This is a genomic window from Pseudomonas sp. BN606, from assembly GCF_029873115.1.
GTDB lineage: Bacteria > Pseudomonadota > Gammaproteobacteria > Pseudomonadales > Pseudomonadaceae > Metapseudomonas.
In genome coordinates this window covers 112,555-130,849 of the sequence record NZ_SSOF01000039.1, presented here as the reverse complement: position 1 = coordinate 130,849, position 18,295 = coordinate 112,555, and the positions used below count along the sequence as shown (strand labels likewise).

Annotated in this window: 17 protein-coding genes; 13 read left to right on the top strand and 4 right to left on the bottom strand. The window is 64.0% G+C overall.

Annotated features, from left to right (window positions below):
- Positions 1-5 precede the first annotated feature (5 nt).
- Positions 6-2,231: an Ig-like domain-containing protein gene (locus tag E8E75_RS03860; RefSeq protein WP_153920564.1), complete on the bottom strand. Its 2,226-nt coding sequence runs from the start codon at positions 2,229-2,231 to the stop codon at positions 6-8.
- A 39-nt stretch (positions 2,232-2,270) separates the two neighbouring features.
- The gene (locus E8E75_RS03855; RefSeq protein ID WP_153920562.1) at positions 2,271-3,632 is read right to left on the bottom strand and encodes a hypothetical protein; all 1,362 of its coding nucleotides are present in this window, start codon (positions 3,630-3,632) and stop codon (positions 2,271-2,273) included.
- A 385-nt stretch (positions 3,633-4,017) separates the two neighbouring features.
- Between E8E75_RS03855 and E8E75_RS03850 the strand changes: the two genes are divergently transcribed.
- From E8E75_RS03850 to E8E75_RS03790, 13 genes are all read left to right on the top strand, one after another.
- Positions 4,018-5,472 carry a HAMP domain-containing sensor histidine kinase gene (locus E8E75_RS03850; protein ID WP_153920560.1) on the top strand — a complete coding sequence of 485 codons (1,455 nt, stop codon included), beginning with the start codon at positions 4,018-4,020 and terminating at the stop codon, positions 5,470-5,472.
- Entirely contained in the window at positions 5,472-6,869 is a 1,398-nt protein-coding gene (locus E8E75_RS03845) for a sigma-54 dependent transcriptional regulator (RefSeq protein ID WP_280358060.1), read from the top strand. Before E8E75_RS03850 ends, E8E75_RS03845 begins: the two co-directional genes overlap by 1 nt.
- Positions 6,870-7,182: 313 nt before the next feature.
- Positions 7,183-7,428: a DUF3203 family protein gene (locus tag E8E75_RS03840; protein WP_120654457.1), complete on the top strand. Its 246-nt coding sequence runs from the start codon at positions 7,183-7,185 to the stop codon at positions 7,426-7,428.
- Between the two features lie 81 nt (positions 7,429-7,509).
- Positions 7,510-7,689 (top strand): hypothetical protein, encoded by a 180-nt coding sequence (locus E8E75_RS03835; protein ID WP_120654458.1) that lies wholly within the window; start codon positions 7,510-7,512, stop codon positions 7,687-7,689.
- Positions 7,690-7,930: 241 nt separating this feature from the next.
- Positions 7,931-9,247 (top strand): methyl-accepting chemotaxis protein, encoded by a 1,317-nt coding sequence (locus tag E8E75_RS03830; RefSeq protein WP_153920558.1) that lies wholly within the window; start codon positions 7,931-7,933, stop codon positions 9,245-9,247.
- Positions 9,248-9,900: 653 nt separating this feature from the next.
- On the top strand, positions 9,901-12,255 hold the full coding sequence (locus E8E75_RS03825) for a TonB-dependent receptor (RefSeq protein WP_153920556.1): 2,355 nt from the start codon (positions 9,901-9,903) through the stop codon (positions 12,253-12,255).
- A gap of 21 nt (positions 12,256-12,276) precedes the next feature.
- The gene (locus tag E8E75_RS03820; protein ID WP_153920554.1) at positions 12,277-13,161 is read left to right on the top strand and encodes a TauD/TfdA family dioxygenase; all 885 of its coding nucleotides are present in this window, start codon (positions 12,277-12,279) and stop codon (positions 13,159-13,161) included.
- Between the two features lie 13 nt (positions 13,162-13,174).
- The gene (locus E8E75_RS03815) at positions 13,175-13,798 is read left to right on the top strand and encodes a glutathione S-transferase C-terminal domain-containing protein (RefSeq protein WP_153920552.1); all 624 of its coding nucleotides are present in this window, start codon (positions 13,175-13,177) and stop codon (positions 13,796-13,798) included.
- Between the two features lie 150 nt (positions 13,799-13,948).
- Positions 13,949-14,659 (top strand): ferric reductase-like transmembrane domain-containing protein, encoded by a 711-nt coding sequence (locus tag E8E75_RS03810; RefSeq protein ID WP_120654463.1) that lies wholly within the window; start codon positions 13,949-13,951, stop codon positions 14,657-14,659.
- Positions 14,656-15,021, top strand: a complete 366-nt coding sequence (locus tag E8E75_RS03805) for a cytochrome c3 family protein (RefSeq protein WP_120654464.1) — start codon at positions 14,656-14,658, stop codon at positions 15,019-15,021. The genes E8E75_RS03810 and E8E75_RS03805 overlap by 4 nt, the downstream gene beginning before the upstream one ends.
- 212 nt (positions 15,022-15,233) lie before the next feature.
- Positions 15,234-16,064, top strand: coding sequence for an oxidoreductase (locus tag E8E75_RS03800; RefSeq protein ID WP_153920550.1), 831 nt, complete (start codon positions 15,234-15,236; stop codon positions 16,062-16,064).
- A 29-nt stretch (positions 16,065-16,093) separates the two neighbouring features.
- Positions 16,094-16,363 (top strand): DUF2790 domain-containing protein, encoded by a 270-nt coding sequence (locus E8E75_RS03795; protein ID WP_120654466.1) that lies wholly within the window; start codon positions 16,094-16,096, stop codon positions 16,361-16,363.
- A gap of 293 nt (positions 16,364-16,656) precedes the next feature.
- Positions 16,657-17,394 carry a serine protease gene (locus tag E8E75_RS03790; RefSeq protein WP_153920548.1) on the top strand — a complete coding sequence of 246 codons (738 nt, stop codon included), beginning with the start codon at positions 16,657-16,659 and terminating at the stop codon, positions 17,392-17,394.
- A 79-nt stretch (positions 17,395-17,473) separates the two neighbouring features.
- Here E8E75_RS03790 and E8E75_RS03785 read toward each other — a convergent pair whose 3' ends face one another.
- Positions 17,474-17,683 carry a hypothetical protein gene (locus tag E8E75_RS03785; RefSeq protein ID WP_153920546.1) on the bottom strand — a complete coding sequence of 70 codons (210 nt, stop codon included), beginning with the start codon at positions 17,681-17,683 and terminating at the stop codon, positions 17,474-17,476.
- A 41-nt stretch (positions 17,684-17,724) separates the two neighbouring features.
- Entirely contained in the window at positions 17,725-17,967 is a 243-nt protein-coding gene (locus tag E8E75_RS03780; protein WP_153920545.1) for a hypothetical protein, read from the bottom strand.
- Between the last annotated feature and the right edge of the window lie 328 nt (positions 17,968-18,295).

Genomic DNA, 18,295 nt, shown 5'->3' with positions numbered 1-18,295 from the left:
GCCTCCTAGCGGGGAACCAGGGTTACGGTGCGAACCGTGCCCTGAGAGGTGGTGATGGTGGCCGTCGGGCTCGCGGTGGGAACCGCGCCGGTGGTGGTCACCGACATCCGCCAGCGTCCGCTTGCCGGCACCACGACCGAGCCCAGGTCCAGCAGGCCGGTGGTGGTGGTCACCTGGACCCGCACACTGTTGCCGACGGTGACCGAGCTGGTGCCGTCCAGGGCCCAGGTCACCCGGTTGTTGGAGCGCAGGGTGAACTCGTTGGTGGCGACGGTGAAGTTCTCCGCAGCGGCCGGTGGCGGCGATACCTGCACGGTCACGTTCACCTGGGTGGAGAGGGCGCCGAAGGCGTCCCGGGCCTGGTAGGTGAAGGTGGCGGCGAAGGCAGCGGTGACATTGGCCGGCGGGGTGTAGGTGATGCTGGTGCCGTTGGTGCTCACCGTGCCCTGGCCGGCTGCCGGCTGGGTGAGGTTGACCACGGTCAGCGGCACGTTGCCTTCCGGATCGCTGTCGTTGGTCAGCACGTTCAGGGTCAGCGGTACGCCGAGTGTCGCGCCGGTATCGGCGGTGGCCACAGGCGGCTGGTTGGGGCTGACACTGACCGTAACGGTCGCCGGAGCCGACGCCGCGCCGCGTACGTCCTGGGCGCGGTAGGTGAAGGTCGCGGTGAGCGGACTGTTGACCACCGGCGGCGGCGTGTAGATCACGCTGGTGCTGCCGTTCAGGGCCACGGTGCCTAGGCCGGGGGCGGGCTGGTTCAGATCGGTGATGCTGAGCGGGACGTCGCCGTCGGCATCACTGTCGTTGGCCAGCACGGCGATGGTCACCGGTACGCCGAAGCTGGTGCTGGCACCGTCGCTGAGCGCCACCGGCGGCTGGTTGGGCACTTCTTCCGGTGCGCTGCCGACCACCACCACAGGCTCGGTATCGGCACCGCCGGCGGCGGACTTGACCGTAACCACAGCTGGCGGCTGAGCCAGGTCAGTGACCCGCAGGGACTGCAGGACGCCGGCCTTGGTCAGACGGCCGAAGCCCTGGGCGGCGAGGTCGGGAATCTGCACCTCATCGCTGGAGCTGGCTTCGATGGTCAGCGAATTGTCGGCCCAGTTGTAGCGAGCGGTGCTGACTTTCACCACGTCCGTGACTTCCTTGGAAAGCGAAGTCGGTTTGGTGGCGCCCGACGGGTCGGTAGCGGTCACCACGACGAAGGGCGGCAGCACGCCCGGTGCCGGGTTGTGGGCGAAGAAGAAGCCGGCGCCGTCGTTGACCATGTCCGCCAGGCAGGCCGGGTTGGTACCGTCCTGGACCAGCTCCAGGGTTTCCCGGTAGCAGAAGTCGGCATCTTCCGGACCATTGGCGAACACTTCCAGGCGCGTGCCCTGGTTGGTGCGCCGGTAGCTGGCCCGTTCGATTTCCACCGGGGTGGCGGCGCGGGAGTCGAACACCTTGCCGGAGACCGAGAACAGGTCGGTACGGATGGTCCCCGCCGGCCCGCTGATCTCGACGTAGTTGGTGTCGAAGGGGCTACCCGTCACGGCCGAGGGGACGTTGGGGTCGCCGATGAACTGCTCTGCTTCGCCGGTTTCCGGATTGGTGCCCGGATAGGGGTAGCCAGGGCCTTTCAGGAAGGGGCCGACGTCGCCGGTGAGGGCACCACTGAACACGCCCGGCGCGCCGATACCGATATCGCGGGTCATGTTGATGGCGCGACGGCCACCTCGTTCTGCGATATCAGCCGCGGTCACGTCGAAGACATCCACGCCGTAGGGGTGGGTGACCGTGTATCTGCCCGGCGTGGGGATGTTGGCGCGGATGCGGATGCGCGCGAAGCTCTGCTGGTCGCCGACGCGCGGCACTTCCAGGGCAAAGGCGGCTTCGACGGCAGCGGTGTAGACCTCGAGGCCGTAATTGCCCGCGTCCGGGATGCTGGCCTCGGCCATGAACCAGAACAGCTCGCTGGGCCAGTTGTTGGGGAAGACCATCGGCTGCAGGTCATCGAACTGGCCCGGTTCCGGCAGCAGGGTGCACATGTAGCCGCCGGTGGGGCTGAGGGCCTTGGATTGGCAGAGCTCCAGGCTCTGGCCGTCGCTGTCCTGGTACCACTGCGGGAAATAGCCGGTGGATGCGGTGTATGGGCCTGGGTGGACCGCCTCGAGGGCGGCCTCGGCCGTGTCGATGCCTTCGACAGCGAGACCCAGGGTTGTGAGAAGCAGGCAGGGCCACTTGTTCATGTTGCCTCCTGGCGCTTGAGCGCTCGGCTCTGGGTTCGCTTAGGGAAGAATGACCACTTCTTCGGTATCACTGCCGCCGCTGAGCGAGGTGACGGTCACCTTCGCGGGAGGTGTGGGGGTGATGCCGGTGGTAAGCGACTTGGTGGCGCCGTCCCCGCTGAGCGTCCCGATGGCGGCGCCGCTACTGGTGGTGGCGGTGAGTTCCGGGGGCGAGGTTTCGTCGCTGCTGCTGGCTACCACTGTCAGTTCGCCGGAGTTCAGGTTGTATTCGGCGCGCTCGATCCGAACGATATCGACCAGTGGGGCGCTCAGGGTGGTGGGCGTGCTCTCCGGAATGGCCACGCTGTTGTCGGCGTTGATCGTGACGCTGGCCGGCAGGGTCGGATTGCCGGTGGACTGGCCGTACCAGTTGCCGGTGGCGTTGGCTTCGGTCATGGCCACTGCGTCGCCGGCGCTGTCCTCGTAGTCGGCGGTGCCGGGGGGCGGCGGCGCCATCACGAAGACGTCCTGCTGGGCGCTGGCCCCGGCTTCACCTGCACTGCGCGAGTAGGTGGAGCGCTGGACGATCACCGGAGTCGGCCGGACCACCTCGGAGAGCTTTCCGGAGACGGCGAACAGGTTGGTGCGCAGGTCAATGCCGCCAGGGCCCTGGATGCGCACGTAGTTGGTGTTGAAAGGACTGCCGGTGACCGGCTCGTTCAGATTGGGGTCGCCGATGAAACGCTCGGAAAGGGTGGTTTCCGGGTTCACCTCGGTATAGGGGCCGTTGACGCTGCGCAGGAACGGACCGATGTCGCCGCCCAGGGCGCCGTTGTAGGTCTTGGGTGCACCGATGCCGATGTCGCGGGTCATGTTGATGGCGCGGCCACCGTCGGCTCCGAACTCGGCCGCGGTGACTTCGAAGACCTCCACGCCATAGGGGTGGGTGATGGTGTAGGTACCGATGGTTGGGACATCCACCCGGATGCGGATGCGGGCGAAGCTGATCTGGTCGCCCTCGGCCGGAGTTTCCACCGCGAAGGCGGCCTCGATCGCCGAGCCCCAATCGAGGTTGATACCGCTGGCTGCGTCGGCGATGGCTGCGTCGGCGGTGAACCAGAAGGCTTCCGGCGGGAAGTTGGTGGGGAAGACCAGCGGCTGGGCATCGTCGTACACGCCAGGCTCTGGCAGCAGCGAGCACATGTAGCCGGGTGCTCCAGGTGCACCGGGAGCCCGCGAGCTCACTGCCTTGGACAGGCAGAGGTCGAGCGTACGGCCGTGGGTGTCCTGGTACCAGGCAGCGAAGGAACCGATATCGGGGTTGTATGGGCCGGGGTCCACGTCGAACAGGGCGGCGGGAACCTGGTCTGCCGCGACGATCAGGAGGAACGAAGTGGTGGCCTTGGAGAGTGTGCGTTGCATGAGCGTTTCCTCTTGCAATGTGGGCGCCTCCCTGCGGAATCGCGTCGTCACAGGCTGGCTGACCGGCCCTCCGCAACGACCGTGCCAGTGTTTCGAGATCGCCTCGCAAAGCCGCGCCGTACAGGGCTCACGGCCGTCGCCGAAATAAACGCCGAGCAGGCCGCCGAGGTGGGGGAGGCCCCCCACAACTGGGTGAATTTGGGGGTGGTGGGGGAGTGGGGAAAAGCCGGGGAATGGCTGGGTTAATTCTGGGGAAACCGCATGGGGCGCGGCTTTCAGGCGCTATGGGGGAAACCGGCCTGGTTTATGCACCGGTACAAGTGTCCAAGGCCGCCCGGTTGGCACGACGGGCCGAACCCATCACGCAACGCATAGGAAGGCTTCCATGAGCGCTCTGTCGGTGATCTGGGATAGGTATGCGATCGGCAAGACCGGCGATTCGCCACCGCAATTCAACCTGCTGCGCTGGTTCTCGCTGGTCAGCCTGGTGGTGATCGCCAGCGTGGCCATTGGCCTGGGCATCATCTCCACGCGCTTCGTGGTGACCGAGAGCATCGAGCGCGACGCGATGCTCAGCTCGCAGTTCATCCAGTCCATCGCCTCGGCCGAAATCCGTCATGTGGCGCTGCCGGCGAGCATGACCATGGGCGAGTTGCTGGACGCCCGCCAGGACGGGCACCATCCGCAGCACATGCTGGAAGCCCGGCAGCGGGCCCGCAACGAATTCCTCGACCACCTCTCCATGCTGCCCGATGCCCTGCTGGCCAACATCTATGGCGCCGACCGGGTGATCGTCTGGTCCACCAACCCGGCGCTGGTGGGCAAGGACATGAGTGGCAACGACGATCTGGAACAGGCTTTTTCGTCACCGATGCAAGTCGCCTCCAGCTATGACGAGGTCACCGGAGGGCGTGCCGAGCAGAAGTTCCTGCGGGCACCTCGCACCCTGTTCATCGAGAACTACATCCCGTTGCTGGACGACCAGGGCAACGTGGCCTCGGTAGTGGAAATCTACAAGGAGCCCCGTGACCTGGTGCAGCGCATCCAGCGTGGCTTCGTGCTGATCTGGATGGCCACTGCCATCGGCGGCGGGCTGATCTATTTAGGCCTGTTCTGGATCGTGCGCCGGGCCTCGGGCCTGCTGGCCCGGCAGCAGAGCCTGCTGATCGCCAACGAAACTTTCGTCGCCCTGGGTGAGATGTCTTCCGCGGTGGCCCACAGCCTGCGCAATCCGCTGGCGGCGATACGCTCCAGTGCCGAACTCGCCCAGGAACTCGTGGACCCGCCGGTACGCAAGAACGTCGCGGACATCATCAGCCAGGTGGACCGTATGTCGAAGTGGGTACGCGAACTGCTGATTTCGGCGCGGCCGCTGTCCGGTGACTCCGAGGCAGTGGAACCGGTGGCAGTGATCAGCGAGGCGCTGCACGGCTTCGACCAGCAGATTCGCCATTCCGGTGTGCGGGTGGAGTTCCATGCCGAGGCGGCGCCGGCGGTGGTCAGCCACAAGGTGCTGCTGGCGCAGGTGCTCAACAGCCTGTTCGCCAACGCCATCGAAGCCATGCCCAACGGCGGCCTGCTACGCATCGAGGTCAAGCCCGACAGCACCGGCAAGCGCCTGCTGCTGGCCATCACCGATACCGGTCAGGGCATGACGCGCAAGCAGGAAACCATGGCCTTCAAGCCCTACTACACCACCAAGCAGGGTGGCCTCGGCGTGGGCCTGGTGATGGTCAAGCGGATCATGGAACGCTTCGGCGGCAAGGTCAGCCTGACCAGCCGCGAGCGTGAAGGCACCCGCATCTGCCTGAACTTCAAGGTTGCTGGAGGACGGGTGTGATGGAACACAGCGTATTGATAGTCGAAGACGACGAGATGCTGGCCGGCAATATCCAGACTTACCTGGAGCGCAAGAACTTCGAGGCCCTGGTATGCCATTCGGCTGAAGAGGCACTGGAACTGTTGCGGGACCAGGTGCCCGATGTGCTGCTCACCGACAACTCGCTGCCGGGTATGAGCGGTCATGAGCTGATCCGCGAGGTGAGCAACCGTGCTCCGCAGATCAAACCGATCATGATGACCGGCTACGGCAACATCGAGGACGCGGTGCAGGCGATGAAGGCCGGCGCCTTCCACTACCTGACCAAGCCGGTGGCGCTGGCCGAGCTCAAGTTGCTGCTGGACAAGGCCCTGGACGCCCAGCGCCTGGAGCACAAGCTGGACTTCTACCAAAGCCGTGCAGCGCAGAATGCCGGGCTGGCCGCGCTGATCGGCGAGTCGCCGGCGATGATGGAAGTCAAATCCATGGTGCGCCAGTTGCTGGATGCCGAAAGCCGCATGGCCGACGCCGAACTGCCTGCGGTGCTGATCGAAGGCGAGACCGGGACCGGCAAGGAGCTGATCGCCCGCGCTCTGCACTTCGACGGCGCGCGCAGCAATGGCCCCTTCGTCGAGTTCAACTGCGCCTCGATCCCCGCGCACCTGCTGGAGGCCGAGTTGTTTGGCCATGAGAAGGGCGCTTTCACCGATGCCAAGGATCGGCGCCTGGGCCTGGTGGAAGCGGCCGATGGCGGCACCCTGTTCCTCGACGAAGTCGGCGAGATGGACCTGGTGCTCCAGGCCAAGCTGCTCAAGCTGCTGGAAGACCGCACCATCCGCCGCATCGGTTCGGTGAAGGAGCGCAAGGTCAACCTGCGCATCATCAGCGCGACCAACTGCAACCTCGAACAGATGGTTCAGCAGGGCAAGTTCCGCCGCGATCTGTTCTTCCGCCTGCGTATCATCTCTGTCCGTGTGCCTCGGCTTTATGCCCGCGGCGACGACATCCTGCTGCTGGCTCGGCATTTCCTCAAACAGCACGGCGAGCGCTATGGCAAGTCGGGGCTGCATTTCTCCGTCGAGGCCGAGCACCTGCTGCAGAGCTACAGCTGGCCGGGGAACGTGCGCGAGCTGCGCAACATGCTGGAGCAGACCGTGCTGCTGTCGCAGGGGCAACTGATCGGCGCCGCGCAATTGCACATCTGCCCGAGCCTGGTGGAGGACTCCACTGCCCACTACCGCACCGATGGCAATGGTCATGGCGCCGAGCCCGAGGCCGAGCGGGAAATGGTCATTCGCATGCTCGACAAGACCGACTGGAACGTCACCAAGTCCGCCCGCCTCCTGGGCCTGACGCGGGACATGCTGCGCTACCGAATCGAAAAACTGGGCCTGATCCGGCCGGATCGCCGTCACTGATCCGCCACCAGGCCCCGACGTCCACGGGCGTCACAGTTCCCTAGCACTCCCTCTCGCCAATACGGGAGGAGGAGATCCTTGTGGCCGGGCTGCGATCCTGCTCGCATCGCCGCATCGTCCACCGGGGTTCGGTGCCCTCACACCGGCCCCGCTTTCTTATTCCATAGCGCCAGCCCTGCAAGGGGCTGGCGTCTTCGCATCCGGGAACGATTCACGCCTGCCAGGACGAGGAATCCATCGATCAGATTCCCTGAACTTCACTGTCACTTCGCGCTTCTACCGGCATATTCACCTGTCATCCGAGGTGACCGTCATGACCGTCAGCATTGATCTGGATCGCGACCTCTGCAGCCTGGAACTCAACGGCAAGCTGATCGAACTGCCGATCAACCAGGTCGTGGTCAGAACCGATGAAGTGATGTGCGCTTCGGTGATCCGGTGCGTGGAGGGCAATGCGGTGATCAGCGAGGACCAGGCGCAGATGCTGATCGGCGCCGGGGCCAAGGATGACCGCAAGCACCTGTTCGTCGACGGAGGAAACGGACCGGGCGAGCACTGATCGATCCTGACGACTGGCAGAACGAAGCGACGCGCACGACGCTCAAATAAAAGTGATCCATCGTTTCTCAAGAGGTCCAGCATGAGCAGCGAACGTAGTAGCGACACGCGCAGACGTGAAAGCAAAACCCTGGCGGACTTTCCGCGCTGGCTGGTCGACCCGGATTACGTCGACCTGGTCCTGGAGCGCGACCCGGATGATCCGCTATTCGACCCCACCCTCGACGACGCGGAAACCTTCCGTCATTCCCATCACGGATAACGAGAATTGCTTTAGCTGTAGCGTCGCCTGACTGGCTGGTGGCAGAATGCGATCAGACACGGATGTCACCCATCTTCATCGCGCAAGCGACCCCTGCAGGCCAGCCAGGCCACCTTCTTCCAGACTCATTTCGCAGTGATTCCCCCGGCCGTCGCCAGGGGTTGTCCACGGTCTCAAGAAGCCGGCAGCGCTGCCGATGCAGGAAGTACTTCCCTGCGTAATCACCTCCCCGAGCCCCGACATGTTCAACTCCCGTTTGAAACAGGAACTGCTCAGCCTGCGCGAAGAGCTGTCTTCCATCCAGCAGGTCCGCGACAGCCTCGATGAAGAAATGCTTGCGCTCTACCTCGACGCGCGCGGCCGCATCGAGTCGGTCAACGCCAACTTCGAGCAGGAGATGCTTTACCGCGCCGACCAATTGCTCGGCAAGAGCTTGCTGGAGCTGATCCCTGAACATGTGCGCGGCCTGGACTTTCACCTGAAGGTGAAGACCGCGCTGGACCGTGGCGAGCACCTGGCAGGGGTGGTGCGCCTGCTGCGTGGCGACGGCGAAGAGGCTTGGCTGCGCTGCATCCTGCAGCCGCTGCGCGACAGTACCGGGAAGCTGCAGCGTTTTTCCCTTTACGCCAGCAACCTGACCCGCACTATCGAGACGTCCCGCGAGCATGAGAACCTGATCAACGCCCTGCAGCGTTCGACTGCGGTGATCGAGTTCAACCTACAAGGCGAAGTGCTGACCGCCAATGACCGCTTCCTCGACGGCATGGGCTACAACCTGGAGCAGATTCGCGGCAAGCATCACCGCATGTTCTGCGAACCAGCGGAATACAACTCCCCGCAGTACCACGCCTTCTGGGACAAGTTGCGTCGTGGCGAATTCGTTGCCGACCGCTTCAAACGCATCGACAAGCATGGCCGCACCGTCTGGCTGGAGGCTTCCTACAACCCGATCATCGATGCCCACGACCACCTCTACAAAGTGGTCAAGTTCGCCACCGTGATCACCGACCAGGTAAACCGCGAGGCCGCAGTGGCCGAGGCTGCCAGCATCGCCTTCGAAACCTCCAAGGGCACCGACGACAGCGCCCAGCGAGGCGCCGCCGTGGTGCAGCAGACGGTGGAGGTGATGCGCGAGCTGGCTACCCGCATGCAGGAAGCCGTACAGGGCATCGAGGCGCTGGACCAGCAGTCGCAGGTCATCGGCGCCATCGTCAAGAGCATCAGCGGGATCGCCGACCAGACCAACCTGCTGGCCCTCAACGCGGCGATCGAAGCGGCCCGTGCGGGTGAACAGGGGCGCGGTTTCGCGGTGGTTGCCGACGAGGTCCGCCAACTGGCCTCGCGTACCAGTTCGGCAACGGTGGAAATTTCCAAGGTGGTGGAACAGAACCAGCAACTGGCCGAGCGCGCCGTCGCCATGATCGACCGTGGGCGCGAGCAGGCCGAACTTGGCCTGCAACTGTCCGGACAGGCCGGCAACGCCATCGTTGAAATCCAGGACGGCGCGCAACGCGTCGTCAGCGCCATCGGGCAGTTCTCCAGCCACCTCTCGCGCTGATCCCTTGGCCCCGTAGGGTGGAAATCGCTTTTCATTTTCACCTTTGGCGTCCGGCCCGCAGCGTGGTGGTGGAGGGAAAAGCGCCATCCACCCTTGTATCTCGACTGTCGTCCTGCCAAGGGGCGATAGTTCCCGACGGATCATCGGGGGCGGGTCAGGAAGCCGAATCCACCCTACGCACTCGGGTTGGCAGGATGAAATCGGACTTTCTGCAGGAGCGAAGGGGACGCCGAGTTCTTGCTCGCGAATGATTGTGCTCGGGCTGTTCGCGAGCAAGCTCGCTCCTACCAACCGGTGCCGCTTCCCAGCAGCCTCCGTCCAGCCCATGCACTCCCGGCATCGAAAATATAGGAACAAGGCATTTGTTCCCGCCCTGAGGGCTGGTTTTAAATGCAGGCTCTTATTCCTCAAAGTCCTTTTAAATTAATTAAATATATTTAATGGGAATAAGAATATGACCTTGCAGCCTCCGGGGGAGCCTATGAACAGAGCCGCCGCACCACCTGTCCCGCGCATGATCGGGCGCCGCTGTCGCTGACCGCTTGCCGCGTCATCAGCGCGGGTATCCCGAAATCACTCGATTCATCTCAACGTCGCGCCGACTGCGCGATGCGGCCCCGTTCTGCCCGGGCCTTGGTACAGGAAGCACGCACATGCCATACCGCTCTCTCTCTCGCATTGCCAGGCCATTGGCCCTGCACCGCCTGACGACTCCCGAATACGCCCTGACCCTGTTGCTCGCCCTCGGCGGCCTGGTTACGCCCGCCCATGCCGAAGATTCCGCCGCCAAGCCCGGCGCCAAGGAAGATACGGCGCTGGAGAAAGTCACGGTCACCGCTCGCCGTCGCGAGGAGGACGTGCAAGAGGTGCCGACGCCCATCACGACCCTCAGCGGCGACAATCTCGAGGCGCAGAAGGTCTACAAGGTTCAGGACCTGCAGCAGGTACTGCCCAGCGTCAACGTCGCCTACATCCATGCGCGCCAGTCCAGCGTGGCGGTGCGCGGCATCGGCAATAACCCCGCGAGCGATGGCCTGGAGGGTAGCGCCGGCATCTACCTGGACAACATCTACCTGGGGCGGCCGGGCATGGCCGTGTTCGACCTGCTCGACGTGGAGCAGCTGGAACTGTTGCGGGGACCGCAGGGCACCCTGTTCGGCAAGAACACCACGGCGGGCGTGATCAACATCAGCACCCGCAAGCCCACCTTTACCCCCGAGCGCAGCCTGCAGCTGTCCGGCGGCGAGCGCGGCTACTTCCAGGGCAGGGGCTCGGTATCCGGCGCGCTGACCGAGTCAGTCGCTGGGCGTCTGTCGTTCTATCGCACTCGTGAGGACGGCTATATCGACAACCAGCATGACGGCCGCACCTTCGTAGGCGGCGAGCGGGAAGGCGCACGCGGGCAGTTGCTGTTCGAACCGAACGAAGACTTCAGCCTGCGCTGGATCACCGATTACAACCAGGAGGATTCCACCAACGGTGTCTGGGCGCTGTATGGCGTGTCGGACCGCTTCCGCCAGCGTGCCGCGCTGATCGGCGCCAACCCGCAGCTCGATGTGAAGAAGCGCGAGGTGAACATCGACTCCGTGCAGTCAGTGAATGTCTGGCAGGGCGGATCGTCGCTCGAGGCCAACTGGAACCTGGACAGCGGCTACACCTTCACCTCCATCAGCGGTTACCGCTACTGGCACTTCGTCCCGCACAACGATGCCGACCTCACCGACGTCTCGGCGATCGTCGACAGCGGGGTCGAAGTCCACGACCGGCAGTTCTCCCAGGAATTCCGACTGGCCTCGCCCACCGGTGGTGCCTTCGACTATGTGGTGGGTGCCTACCTGTTCAACCAGAACCTCGGCAACAACACGCGCACCCAGTACGGTCCCTTCGCCGATCTTTACCTCACCGGGGCAAACCGCAACCTCTTCAACAACGTATCCACCCAAACCAACGGCAAGATAGAAACCGACAGCTTCGCGCTGTTTGGCCAGGGTAACTGGCACATCACCGACCGACTGGACTTCACCTTCGGCCTGCGTGGTACCTACGAGGAGAAGCAGGCGCGGCTGCACCGTTTCGCCCCGGTGGGCGGCGCCAATCTGACCGGGCCGCTGGCGGCTGCACGGCAAGCGCAATTGGGCGCACTGGATACCGGCGACTTCGGCCTGCACAACGCCGCACCGTCCGGGCTGCTCAGCCTCAGCTACAAGGTCAGCGACGGACTGCTCGGCTACGCCAGCCTGGCCCACGGCGAGAAGTCCGGTGGGGTCAACCTGGTGGCGCCTGTGGCGGGGCTGGGAATCGATTCGCTGATCGTCGGCCCCGAGCGTGCCAACGACGCCGAGCTGGGATTCAAGAGCACCCTCGACGACGGCCGCCTGCTGTTCAACGCGAACATCTTCTGGACCGGTATCCACGGTTACCAGGCCACCACCCTGACCACCACCGCGGCCTCGCTGACGCCCGTATCGGTGCTGGCCAACGCCGGTGGCGTGCGTTCCCGTGGCGTGGAGTTCGAATCCAGTTGGCGCCCGCTGCGCGGGCTGACCCTGAACGCCAACGGCTCGTTCAACGACGTCACCTACCTGAGCTTCAAGGACGCGCCGTGCCCGGGCGAGATCAACACCGTGACCCCCACTGCCAAATGCGACCTCACCGGCGAGCGGGTGGTGGGCGCTTCGCGCTGGATCGGCAACGTCAACGGTGAGTACACCTGGCAGACCGGCAATGGCCTGCGTCCCTACGTCAACGCCAGCTACTCCTACCGTTCCGAAGCCGAAGGCACCCTGGACAACTCCGAGCTTTCCAAGATCGACGGCTACGGCCTGGCCAACTTCGCCGCCGGCATCCGCGCCGATCTCGGTGACGGCCTGCTGGACACCTCGCTCTGGGTGCGCAACGCCTTCGACAAGGACTACTACCTGACCGCCTTCGCCTTCAGCAACGGCGCCTACACCGCTTCCGTGGGCCAGCCGCGCACTGCCGGCGTGTCCCTGCGTTACGACTTCTGACCCGCGACCAAGGAGAACCCCATGAGCACTGTCGTCACCGCCTTGCGCCAGCCTCTCGACGGGCTGCGCATCGAACCCCTCGCCGCGCCCCTGGGCGCCGAGGTTCGTGGCCTGGATGGCCGCCGCGACCTGACCTCGGCACAGATCCTCGCCCTCAAGCAGGCCCTGCGCGACCATCACATCCTGATCTTCAAGGGCCAGGAACTGGACGATGCGCAGTACCTGCGCTTCACCTCCTGGTTCGGCTCGGTGTTCCAGCCCCATCCGGATTACCTGGTGCTGTCTTCGGGCACCGACGGCAAGGCGCCGGACATCGTCAAAGTGGCCAACACCGAAGATGGCGAACTGAGCAACATCGCTCTGCCGGCCCACAGCGATCACCACTGGACGCCGACCCCCTCGGCCGGCTCCCTGCTCTACGCGCTGGAGGTCCCGGAGGAGGGCGGCGAAACCACCTGGACCAACCTGGCCCTGGCCTACAGCGCGCTGGACGAAGACACCCGCCGCGAGATCGATGGCCTCAAACTGATCAACTACAACCCCTTCGTGCGCCTGCGTGACGGTTACAACGTCGGCATCACCTACCGCACGCCGGACATCGAACCCATCCAGGGCACCGAGCACCCGCTGGTACGTACCCATCCGGAGAGCGGCAAGCGCCTGCTCTACCTCGGCGTGCACACAGAAGTGGAAATCCCCGGCTACGCCGCGGACAAAGGCGTCGAACTCATCGGCCGCCTGCGCGAGCACCTCAAGGACCCGCGCTTCTCCTACACCCACCGCTGGGAAGTGGGCGACATCGTGTACTGGGACAATCAGGTTACGCTGCACGCCCGCAACGGCTTCCCGGCAACCCAGCGGCGCCGCCTGAAACGCATCAGCCTGGCCGGCAGCCGGCCCTTCTGAGGATAAAACGACCATGACCACATTGTTCATCGCCCCCGGTGCCTGCTCGCTGGCCTCCCACATCGCCGTGCGCGAACTGGGGCTGCCTATCCAGATCGAAAAGGTCGGCTTGCGCACACCGGATTCGCCCATCCACGCCATCAACCCACTGGGCCGCGTGCCCGCCCTGCAACTGGACGACGGCACGGTGCTGACCGAGAACAGCGCCATCCTGCCTTTCCTTGCCGACCAGGTTCCCGGTACTCCGCTGTTCGCTCCGGCCGGCAGCGCCGAGCGCGGGCAGATCCAGGGCTGGCTCGGCTACCTTGCCGCGGAGGTTCACACTGCCTCATTCCGCCCGCTGAACCGCCCGGAGCGTTACTCCGCCGACGAATCCGCGCATACCGGTATCCGTGAACAGGCGCGTATTCAGTTGTTCAAGGCGTTCGAGCACATCGAGCGGCACCTGGAGGGGCGCCAGTGGCTGGTGGGTGAGCGCTTCACCCTGGCGGACATTTATCTCGGCGTCTTCGCCACCTGGTTGACCCGCCTGGGTGCGCCGTTCGATGGCCTGGACAACGTCACCCGTCTGCGCCAGAAGTGGCTCGAACGTCCGGCAGTGCAAGAGGCGCTGCGTGACGAGGGACTGCTCAAGTAACCTGACCGGCCCGGCGCGCGAGCCGGGCACCTTGGCATCCACAGCAACGGGACTGGCAGGCAAGGCGATCGCCACACCTGCCAGAGGCTGAGAGAATCCTCCGGGTCGAATTCAGCGTCTTGTGCCGGGTGGATGCCCAAGGAGGAGTGCATGGTCGCGCTGACATTGCGCCTGGCCATCCTCAGTGCGCTGCCCTACGTGCTGGTGTTCCTGGTCGACGCCATGCCTGGTCTCGCGCCCGCCTGGGACTTTGCCAACGCTGCAGGCCTGTTCGGTGGCGTGATCCTCCTCCTCTTGTTCGTCTACTGCGGCCGGCCGATGTCGCGGCCGTACTTCGACGGGAAGTTCTTCATGGTCCTGCATCGTGACCTGGGCTACGCGGTGCTGATCCTGTTGGCGCTGCACGTTGGCCTGCTGCTAGTGGACGAGCCGCTGGTGGTGGATTACCTGCTGCCTTCGGCTTCCCTGCCCATGCTGGCCGGCACGCTCGCTGCCTTGCTGCTGCTGATTCTCGTGCCCATCAGTCTCCCCGCCGTGCGCCAGCGCCTGTGGCGTCATCACCTGCGTTTTCGCCGTTGGCACTACGGGATCAGTTCCGTGCTGCTGGTGCTACTGGCGGTGCACGTGATCGGGACCGGGTTCTACACCGGTGCGTGCTGGAAGGCCGTGCTCTGGGGCGTCATCACCAGCTGCGCACTGATCTGGCCCCTGCTGCCGCGTAGCCCCCTGGCGCCAGCCGAGGGGCACAGGCGTCGTAACACGGGGGGACTCGCCAGCCGGCTCTGCGCGGGCCTGTTGGTGTTCGTCCTGTGCCTGGCCGGGGGCTACGCCCTGCTGACCAACAGCGATCTGCCGCTATGAAGTGGCTCTACCTGTTGGTCTGCCTCGGACTGCTGGCGCTGCTGGGCTACGGCCTTGCGCAGGGGCACGCCGAGTTGGTGCGACAGCGTCCTTTGCTGCCGCTGAACTTCGATCACGGCGTACATGGCCAGGTGAATTGCCTGAACTGCCATCACGACTACGCTGACCGCTCCCCGGCCCCGCCTTCCGGTGACCGCACTTGCCTGTTCTGCCACAAGAGGTCTCAGGAGCTGGCCGTGCGCATTGAGCAGGACTTCCACCAACTCTGCCGGGGCTGCCACCTGGAACGGGTGCAGGCCATCGAGGCCGCCGGCCCGGTGCGGGCCTGTCAGCAATGCCATGCGCCCGCGATTCTTCCGTAGGAGCGAGCTTGCTCGCGAACTATCGTGCTCGGAGTTCTCGCGAGCAAGAACTCGGCGTCTCCCTCGCTTCTACACGTTTCTTAAAATTAATGAAATTTGCTCACAAGCACATGCAATTTTCTTGGGATTATCACAGCAGTCAGCCAGCCCTACAGTGAACGCAACTCAAACAGAAAGCCCGCGCGGTGCGGGTTCCACACAGGAGAGTTGCTATGCGTACCTGGTTCATTACTGGAGCTTCCCGTGGTCTTGGCGCCCTCATCGCTGCAAAAGCGCTGGAGGTAGGCGATGCGGTGATCGCCACCGCCCGTAAACCCGAAGACGTGATTGCCCGCCTGGGCGAACATCCCAACCTGCTGGCCGTGCGCCTCGATGTAACCCGCGAAAGCGAGGCCCATGAGGCGGTCGCCGAAGGTATCAAGCGCTTCGGCCGCATCGACATCCTGCTGAACAACGCCGGCTACGGCATTCTCGGTGCGGTAGAGGAAACCAGTGCCGCCGAAGTCGAGCGCATCTACGCCACCAACGTGTTCGGCCTGCTCAACGTCACCCGTGCCGTGTTGCCGCACATGCGTCGCCAGCGTTCCGGCCACGTCGTCAACATTTCCTCGCTGGGCGGCTACCACGCCTACTACGGCTGGGGTGTCTATGGCTCCACCAAGTTCGCCGTGGAAGGTCTCAGTGAAGCGCTGCACCAGGAGCTGGCGCCGCTGGGCGTGAACGTCACTGTGGTCGAACCGGGCTTCTTCCGCACCGACTTCCTCGATGACCAGTCGCTGGTGAAGACCGCCCTGGAGCTGCCCGACTACGACGAAACGGTGGGCGCCATGCGCCGCTTCGCCGAAGGCGCCAACCACGCCCAGCCGGGTGACCCGAGCAAGTTCGCCGGCGCCATGCTGGAGCTGGTGAACGCCGCCAACCCGCCGCAGCGCCTGGCCCTGGGCAGCGACGCCGTCGCTCGCATCGCCGCCAAGCACAGTCTGGTTGATGGCGAAGTGGCTGAATGGAAAGTGCTGTCGATGTCCACCGACTTCGTGGACTGATCCACCCGTCCAGCCTGGAGGACAACCTGATGAAAGCAACCCTGATCGCCTTGGCCGGTGGCCTGTTGTCCACACAGATAGTGGTCGCTGCTGAGCTGGGCCCGACGTCGACCCTGAACGCTGCGGACAAGGGCGGGAAATATCACTACGGAATGGACCTGGACATCGCCCAGGTGTTGTCCCACAGCGAGATTCCCAACGTCTGCAAGGTGGTGCCGGCGGAAATGACCTACGTGGACTCCGAAGGAGAGCACCACACCCTGCAATACAAGGTCATGGGGACGGGTTGTCACGGGTGAAGCCCAGACGCGCCACACGATGAAAAAAGCCCCTGGAGATCGCCTGGTCTCCAGGGGCTTTGCACATGCTGCCGACGAGTAACGGTCCGTAGGATGGGTAGAGCCTGCGATACCCATCGACCATGATGCGCATGGGTTTCGTTCCTCAACCCGTCCTACCCGCCACGCAGGTCTTTTCTGCCGTCTTGACGCGTTATTCATGGTCAAACGGCCCGTCTAGGCGGATGCTCGTGGCATGAGCTTTTTTCCAACAACGCGCGGTCCCAGCGGCGCGAGTTCAAGGACCTTACGCCATGTCGGTAATCGAACCCCTGCTGCTGAGCACCGTGCGCATTTGCACCCTGGCCGGTACGCGCGTGCTGACCAATGCCAGCGGATTCTTCTTTGCGCGTGACGAGCGCCTGTTCCTGGTCACCAGTCGGCACGTGGTGCTGGATGCTCCGAGCCGGCATTTCCCCGATCGACTCGAAATCGAACTGCACACGGATCTTCACAACATGGCCCAATCCTGCGGCTTCTCCGTGCCCTTGTATCGCGACCGGGAAAGCCTGTGGCGACAGGGGCGGGATACGGCAGGTGGCGTCGATGTGGCGCTGATCGAGATCGAGCGCTCGGCGTTGCCGGCTGCCACGGTCTACCACGCATTCACGCCGAGGCACCTGCAACTGCCCGGCGAGCCCATCGAAGTCGGCACCGCGCTATTGGTTGTGGGTTTTCCCCTGGGCTTTCACGACAGCCTTCATCACATGCCGGTGGTACGGCATGCCATTGTCGCGTCGTCGTTCGGCCTGCGTTTCCAGGGACAGGGCTATTTCCTCACCGATGCACGCACCCATCGTGGCACCAGTGGCGCGCCGGTAGTGATGCGCGCGCCGGAAGAGTGCCAGGATCTGGGGGGACTGCCCTGGATGTTGCTCGGCGTCCACTCGGCACGCCTGGACCTTGGCAGCCGCGACCTCGTGCAGGACGAAGCGCTTGGGCTCAATTGCACCTGGTATGCCGACATCCTCATGACCCTGAGCGAGACCTGAGGAAAACGATGCCAGGTGTCCATGCGGCTGGCCAAAAAAAGCCCGCACGGGGCGGGCTGTGGCAACGTGGCCTCGGCAGCTATGAGTCAGCCATGAGGTCCACAATGGTTTCGCTGATGAAATCGGCGTTGGCCTCCAGGGTCGCCAGGCGATGGCAGAGCTGCTCAGAGGCGTCCGGTGAGCCGCATTGGTCGATCCAGATCGCCAGTTCGACAAGGGCGGCACCCAGCATGATCTGATTCATGTGGATGCGATGGAGCACGAGCGGTAGCGCATCACGCTTGGCCATGGAAACCTCGGGGTGAGACTCATCGTGGACGCTGTCGCAGGTCAGCACTCGCGCGAACTGAACACCGGCGCGCCGTGAGCATCGAATCCCAGCACCTTGCCCAGCGCACGTTCAGCCGCGCTGATCGCCTCTGACAGGCGAGTAAAGCTGGTGCCGTCATAGACCTGGTGAAAGCGCATTTCCGTGCCGCTGTTGCGCGTTTTGAATGCGACGAATGCCAGCGCGTGGTCGCCATTCATCTGGGCCTGACTCCATGCAACGTGCTCGGGGAAGTCTCGTTTCATGGTGGCCTCTGCCGGAGTTGTGAGAGTGCTTGGAATTCCACTATCTACCCCCTGGCCGGCAATTGCTTGGCTTTATTGGTAAACCGGACCAAGGGTCCTGAACGGCCAGCTGGCATGCCCTCTCGCCAGGACGACGGCCAGATATCTGGGGGGGCAGGTCCGTAATAAAAAATCGAAGAGTTTTGATTAAAAGCTATGGCTGTCGATGGGGGACTTGTACTTGCGTATTGGATTTAATACTTGTGTATAGGTGGAGCATATTTATTGGTTAATGGATTTAATCCTCCGCACAAATGAATCTCTGCGGCCCTGGCGATATATTCAGCAT

What these genes read in the sequence shown, in the direction of transcription:
- E8E75_RS03860 (WP_153920564.1), bottom strand. Translation starts at nt 2,231, where the DNA reads ATGAACAAGTGGCCCTGCCTGCTTCTCACAACCCTGGGTCTCGCTGTC.
- E8E75_RS03855 (WP_153920562.1), bottom strand. Translation starts at nt 3,632, where the DNA reads ATGCAACGCACACTCTCCAAGGCCACCACTTCGTTCCTCCTGATCGTC.
- E8E75_RS03850 (WP_153920560.1), top strand. Translation starts at nt 4,018, where the DNA reads ATGAGCGCTCTGTCGGTGATCTGGGATAGGTATGCGATCGGCAAGACC.
- E8E75_RS03845 (WP_280358060.1), top strand. Translation starts at nt 5,472, where the DNA reads ATGGAACACAGCGTATTGATAGTCGAAGACGACGAGATGCTGGCCGGC.
- E8E75_RS03840 (WP_120654457.1), top strand. Translation starts at nt 7,183, where the DNA reads ATGACCGTCAGCATTGATCTGGATCGCGACCTCTGCAGCCTGGAACTC.
- E8E75_RS03835 (WP_120654458.1), top strand. Translation starts at nt 7,510, where the DNA reads ATGAGCAGCGAACGTAGTAGCGACACGCGCAGACGTGAAAGCAAAACC.
- E8E75_RS03830 (WP_153920558.1), top strand. Translation starts at nt 7,931, where the DNA reads ATGTTCAACTCCCGTTTGAAACAGGAACTGCTCAGCCTGCGCGAAGAG.
- E8E75_RS03825 (WP_153920556.1), top strand. Translation starts at nt 9,901, where the DNA reads ATGCCATACCGCTCTCTCTCTCGCATTGCCAGGCCATTGGCCCTGCAC.
- E8E75_RS03820 (WP_153920554.1), top strand. Translation starts at nt 12,277, where the DNA reads ATGAGCACTGTCGTCACCGCCTTGCGCCAGCCTCTCGACGGGCTGCGC.
- E8E75_RS03815 (WP_153920552.1), top strand. Translation starts at nt 13,175, where the DNA reads ATGACCACATTGTTCATCGCCCCCGGTGCCTGCTCGCTGGCCTCCCAC.
- E8E75_RS03810 (WP_120654463.1), top strand. Translation starts at nt 13,949, where the DNA reads ATGGTCGCGCTGACATTGCGCCTGGCCATCCTCAGTGCGCTGCCCTAC.
- E8E75_RS03805 (WP_120654464.1), top strand. Translation starts at nt 14,656, where the DNA reads ATGAAGTGGCTCTACCTGTTGGTCTGCCTCGGACTGCTGGCGCTGCTG.
- E8E75_RS03800 (WP_153920550.1), top strand. Translation starts at nt 15,234, where the DNA reads ATGCGTACCTGGTTCATTACTGGAGCTTCCCGTGGTCTTGGCGCCCTC.
- E8E75_RS03795 (WP_120654466.1), top strand. Translation starts at nt 16,094, where the DNA reads ATGAAAGCAACCCTGATCGCCTTGGCCGGTGGCCTGTTGTCCACACAG.
- E8E75_RS03790 (WP_153920548.1), top strand. Translation starts at nt 16,657, where the DNA reads ATGTCGGTAATCGAACCCCTGCTGCTGAGCACCGTGCGCATTTGCACC.
- E8E75_RS03785 (WP_153920546.1), bottom strand. Translation starts at nt 17,683, where the DNA reads ATGGCCAAGCGTGATGCGCTACCGCTCGTGCTCCATCGCATCCACATG.
- E8E75_RS03780 (WP_153920545.1), bottom strand. Translation starts at nt 17,967, where the DNA reads ATGAAACGAGACTTCCCCGAGCACGTTGCATGGAGTCAGGCCCAGATG.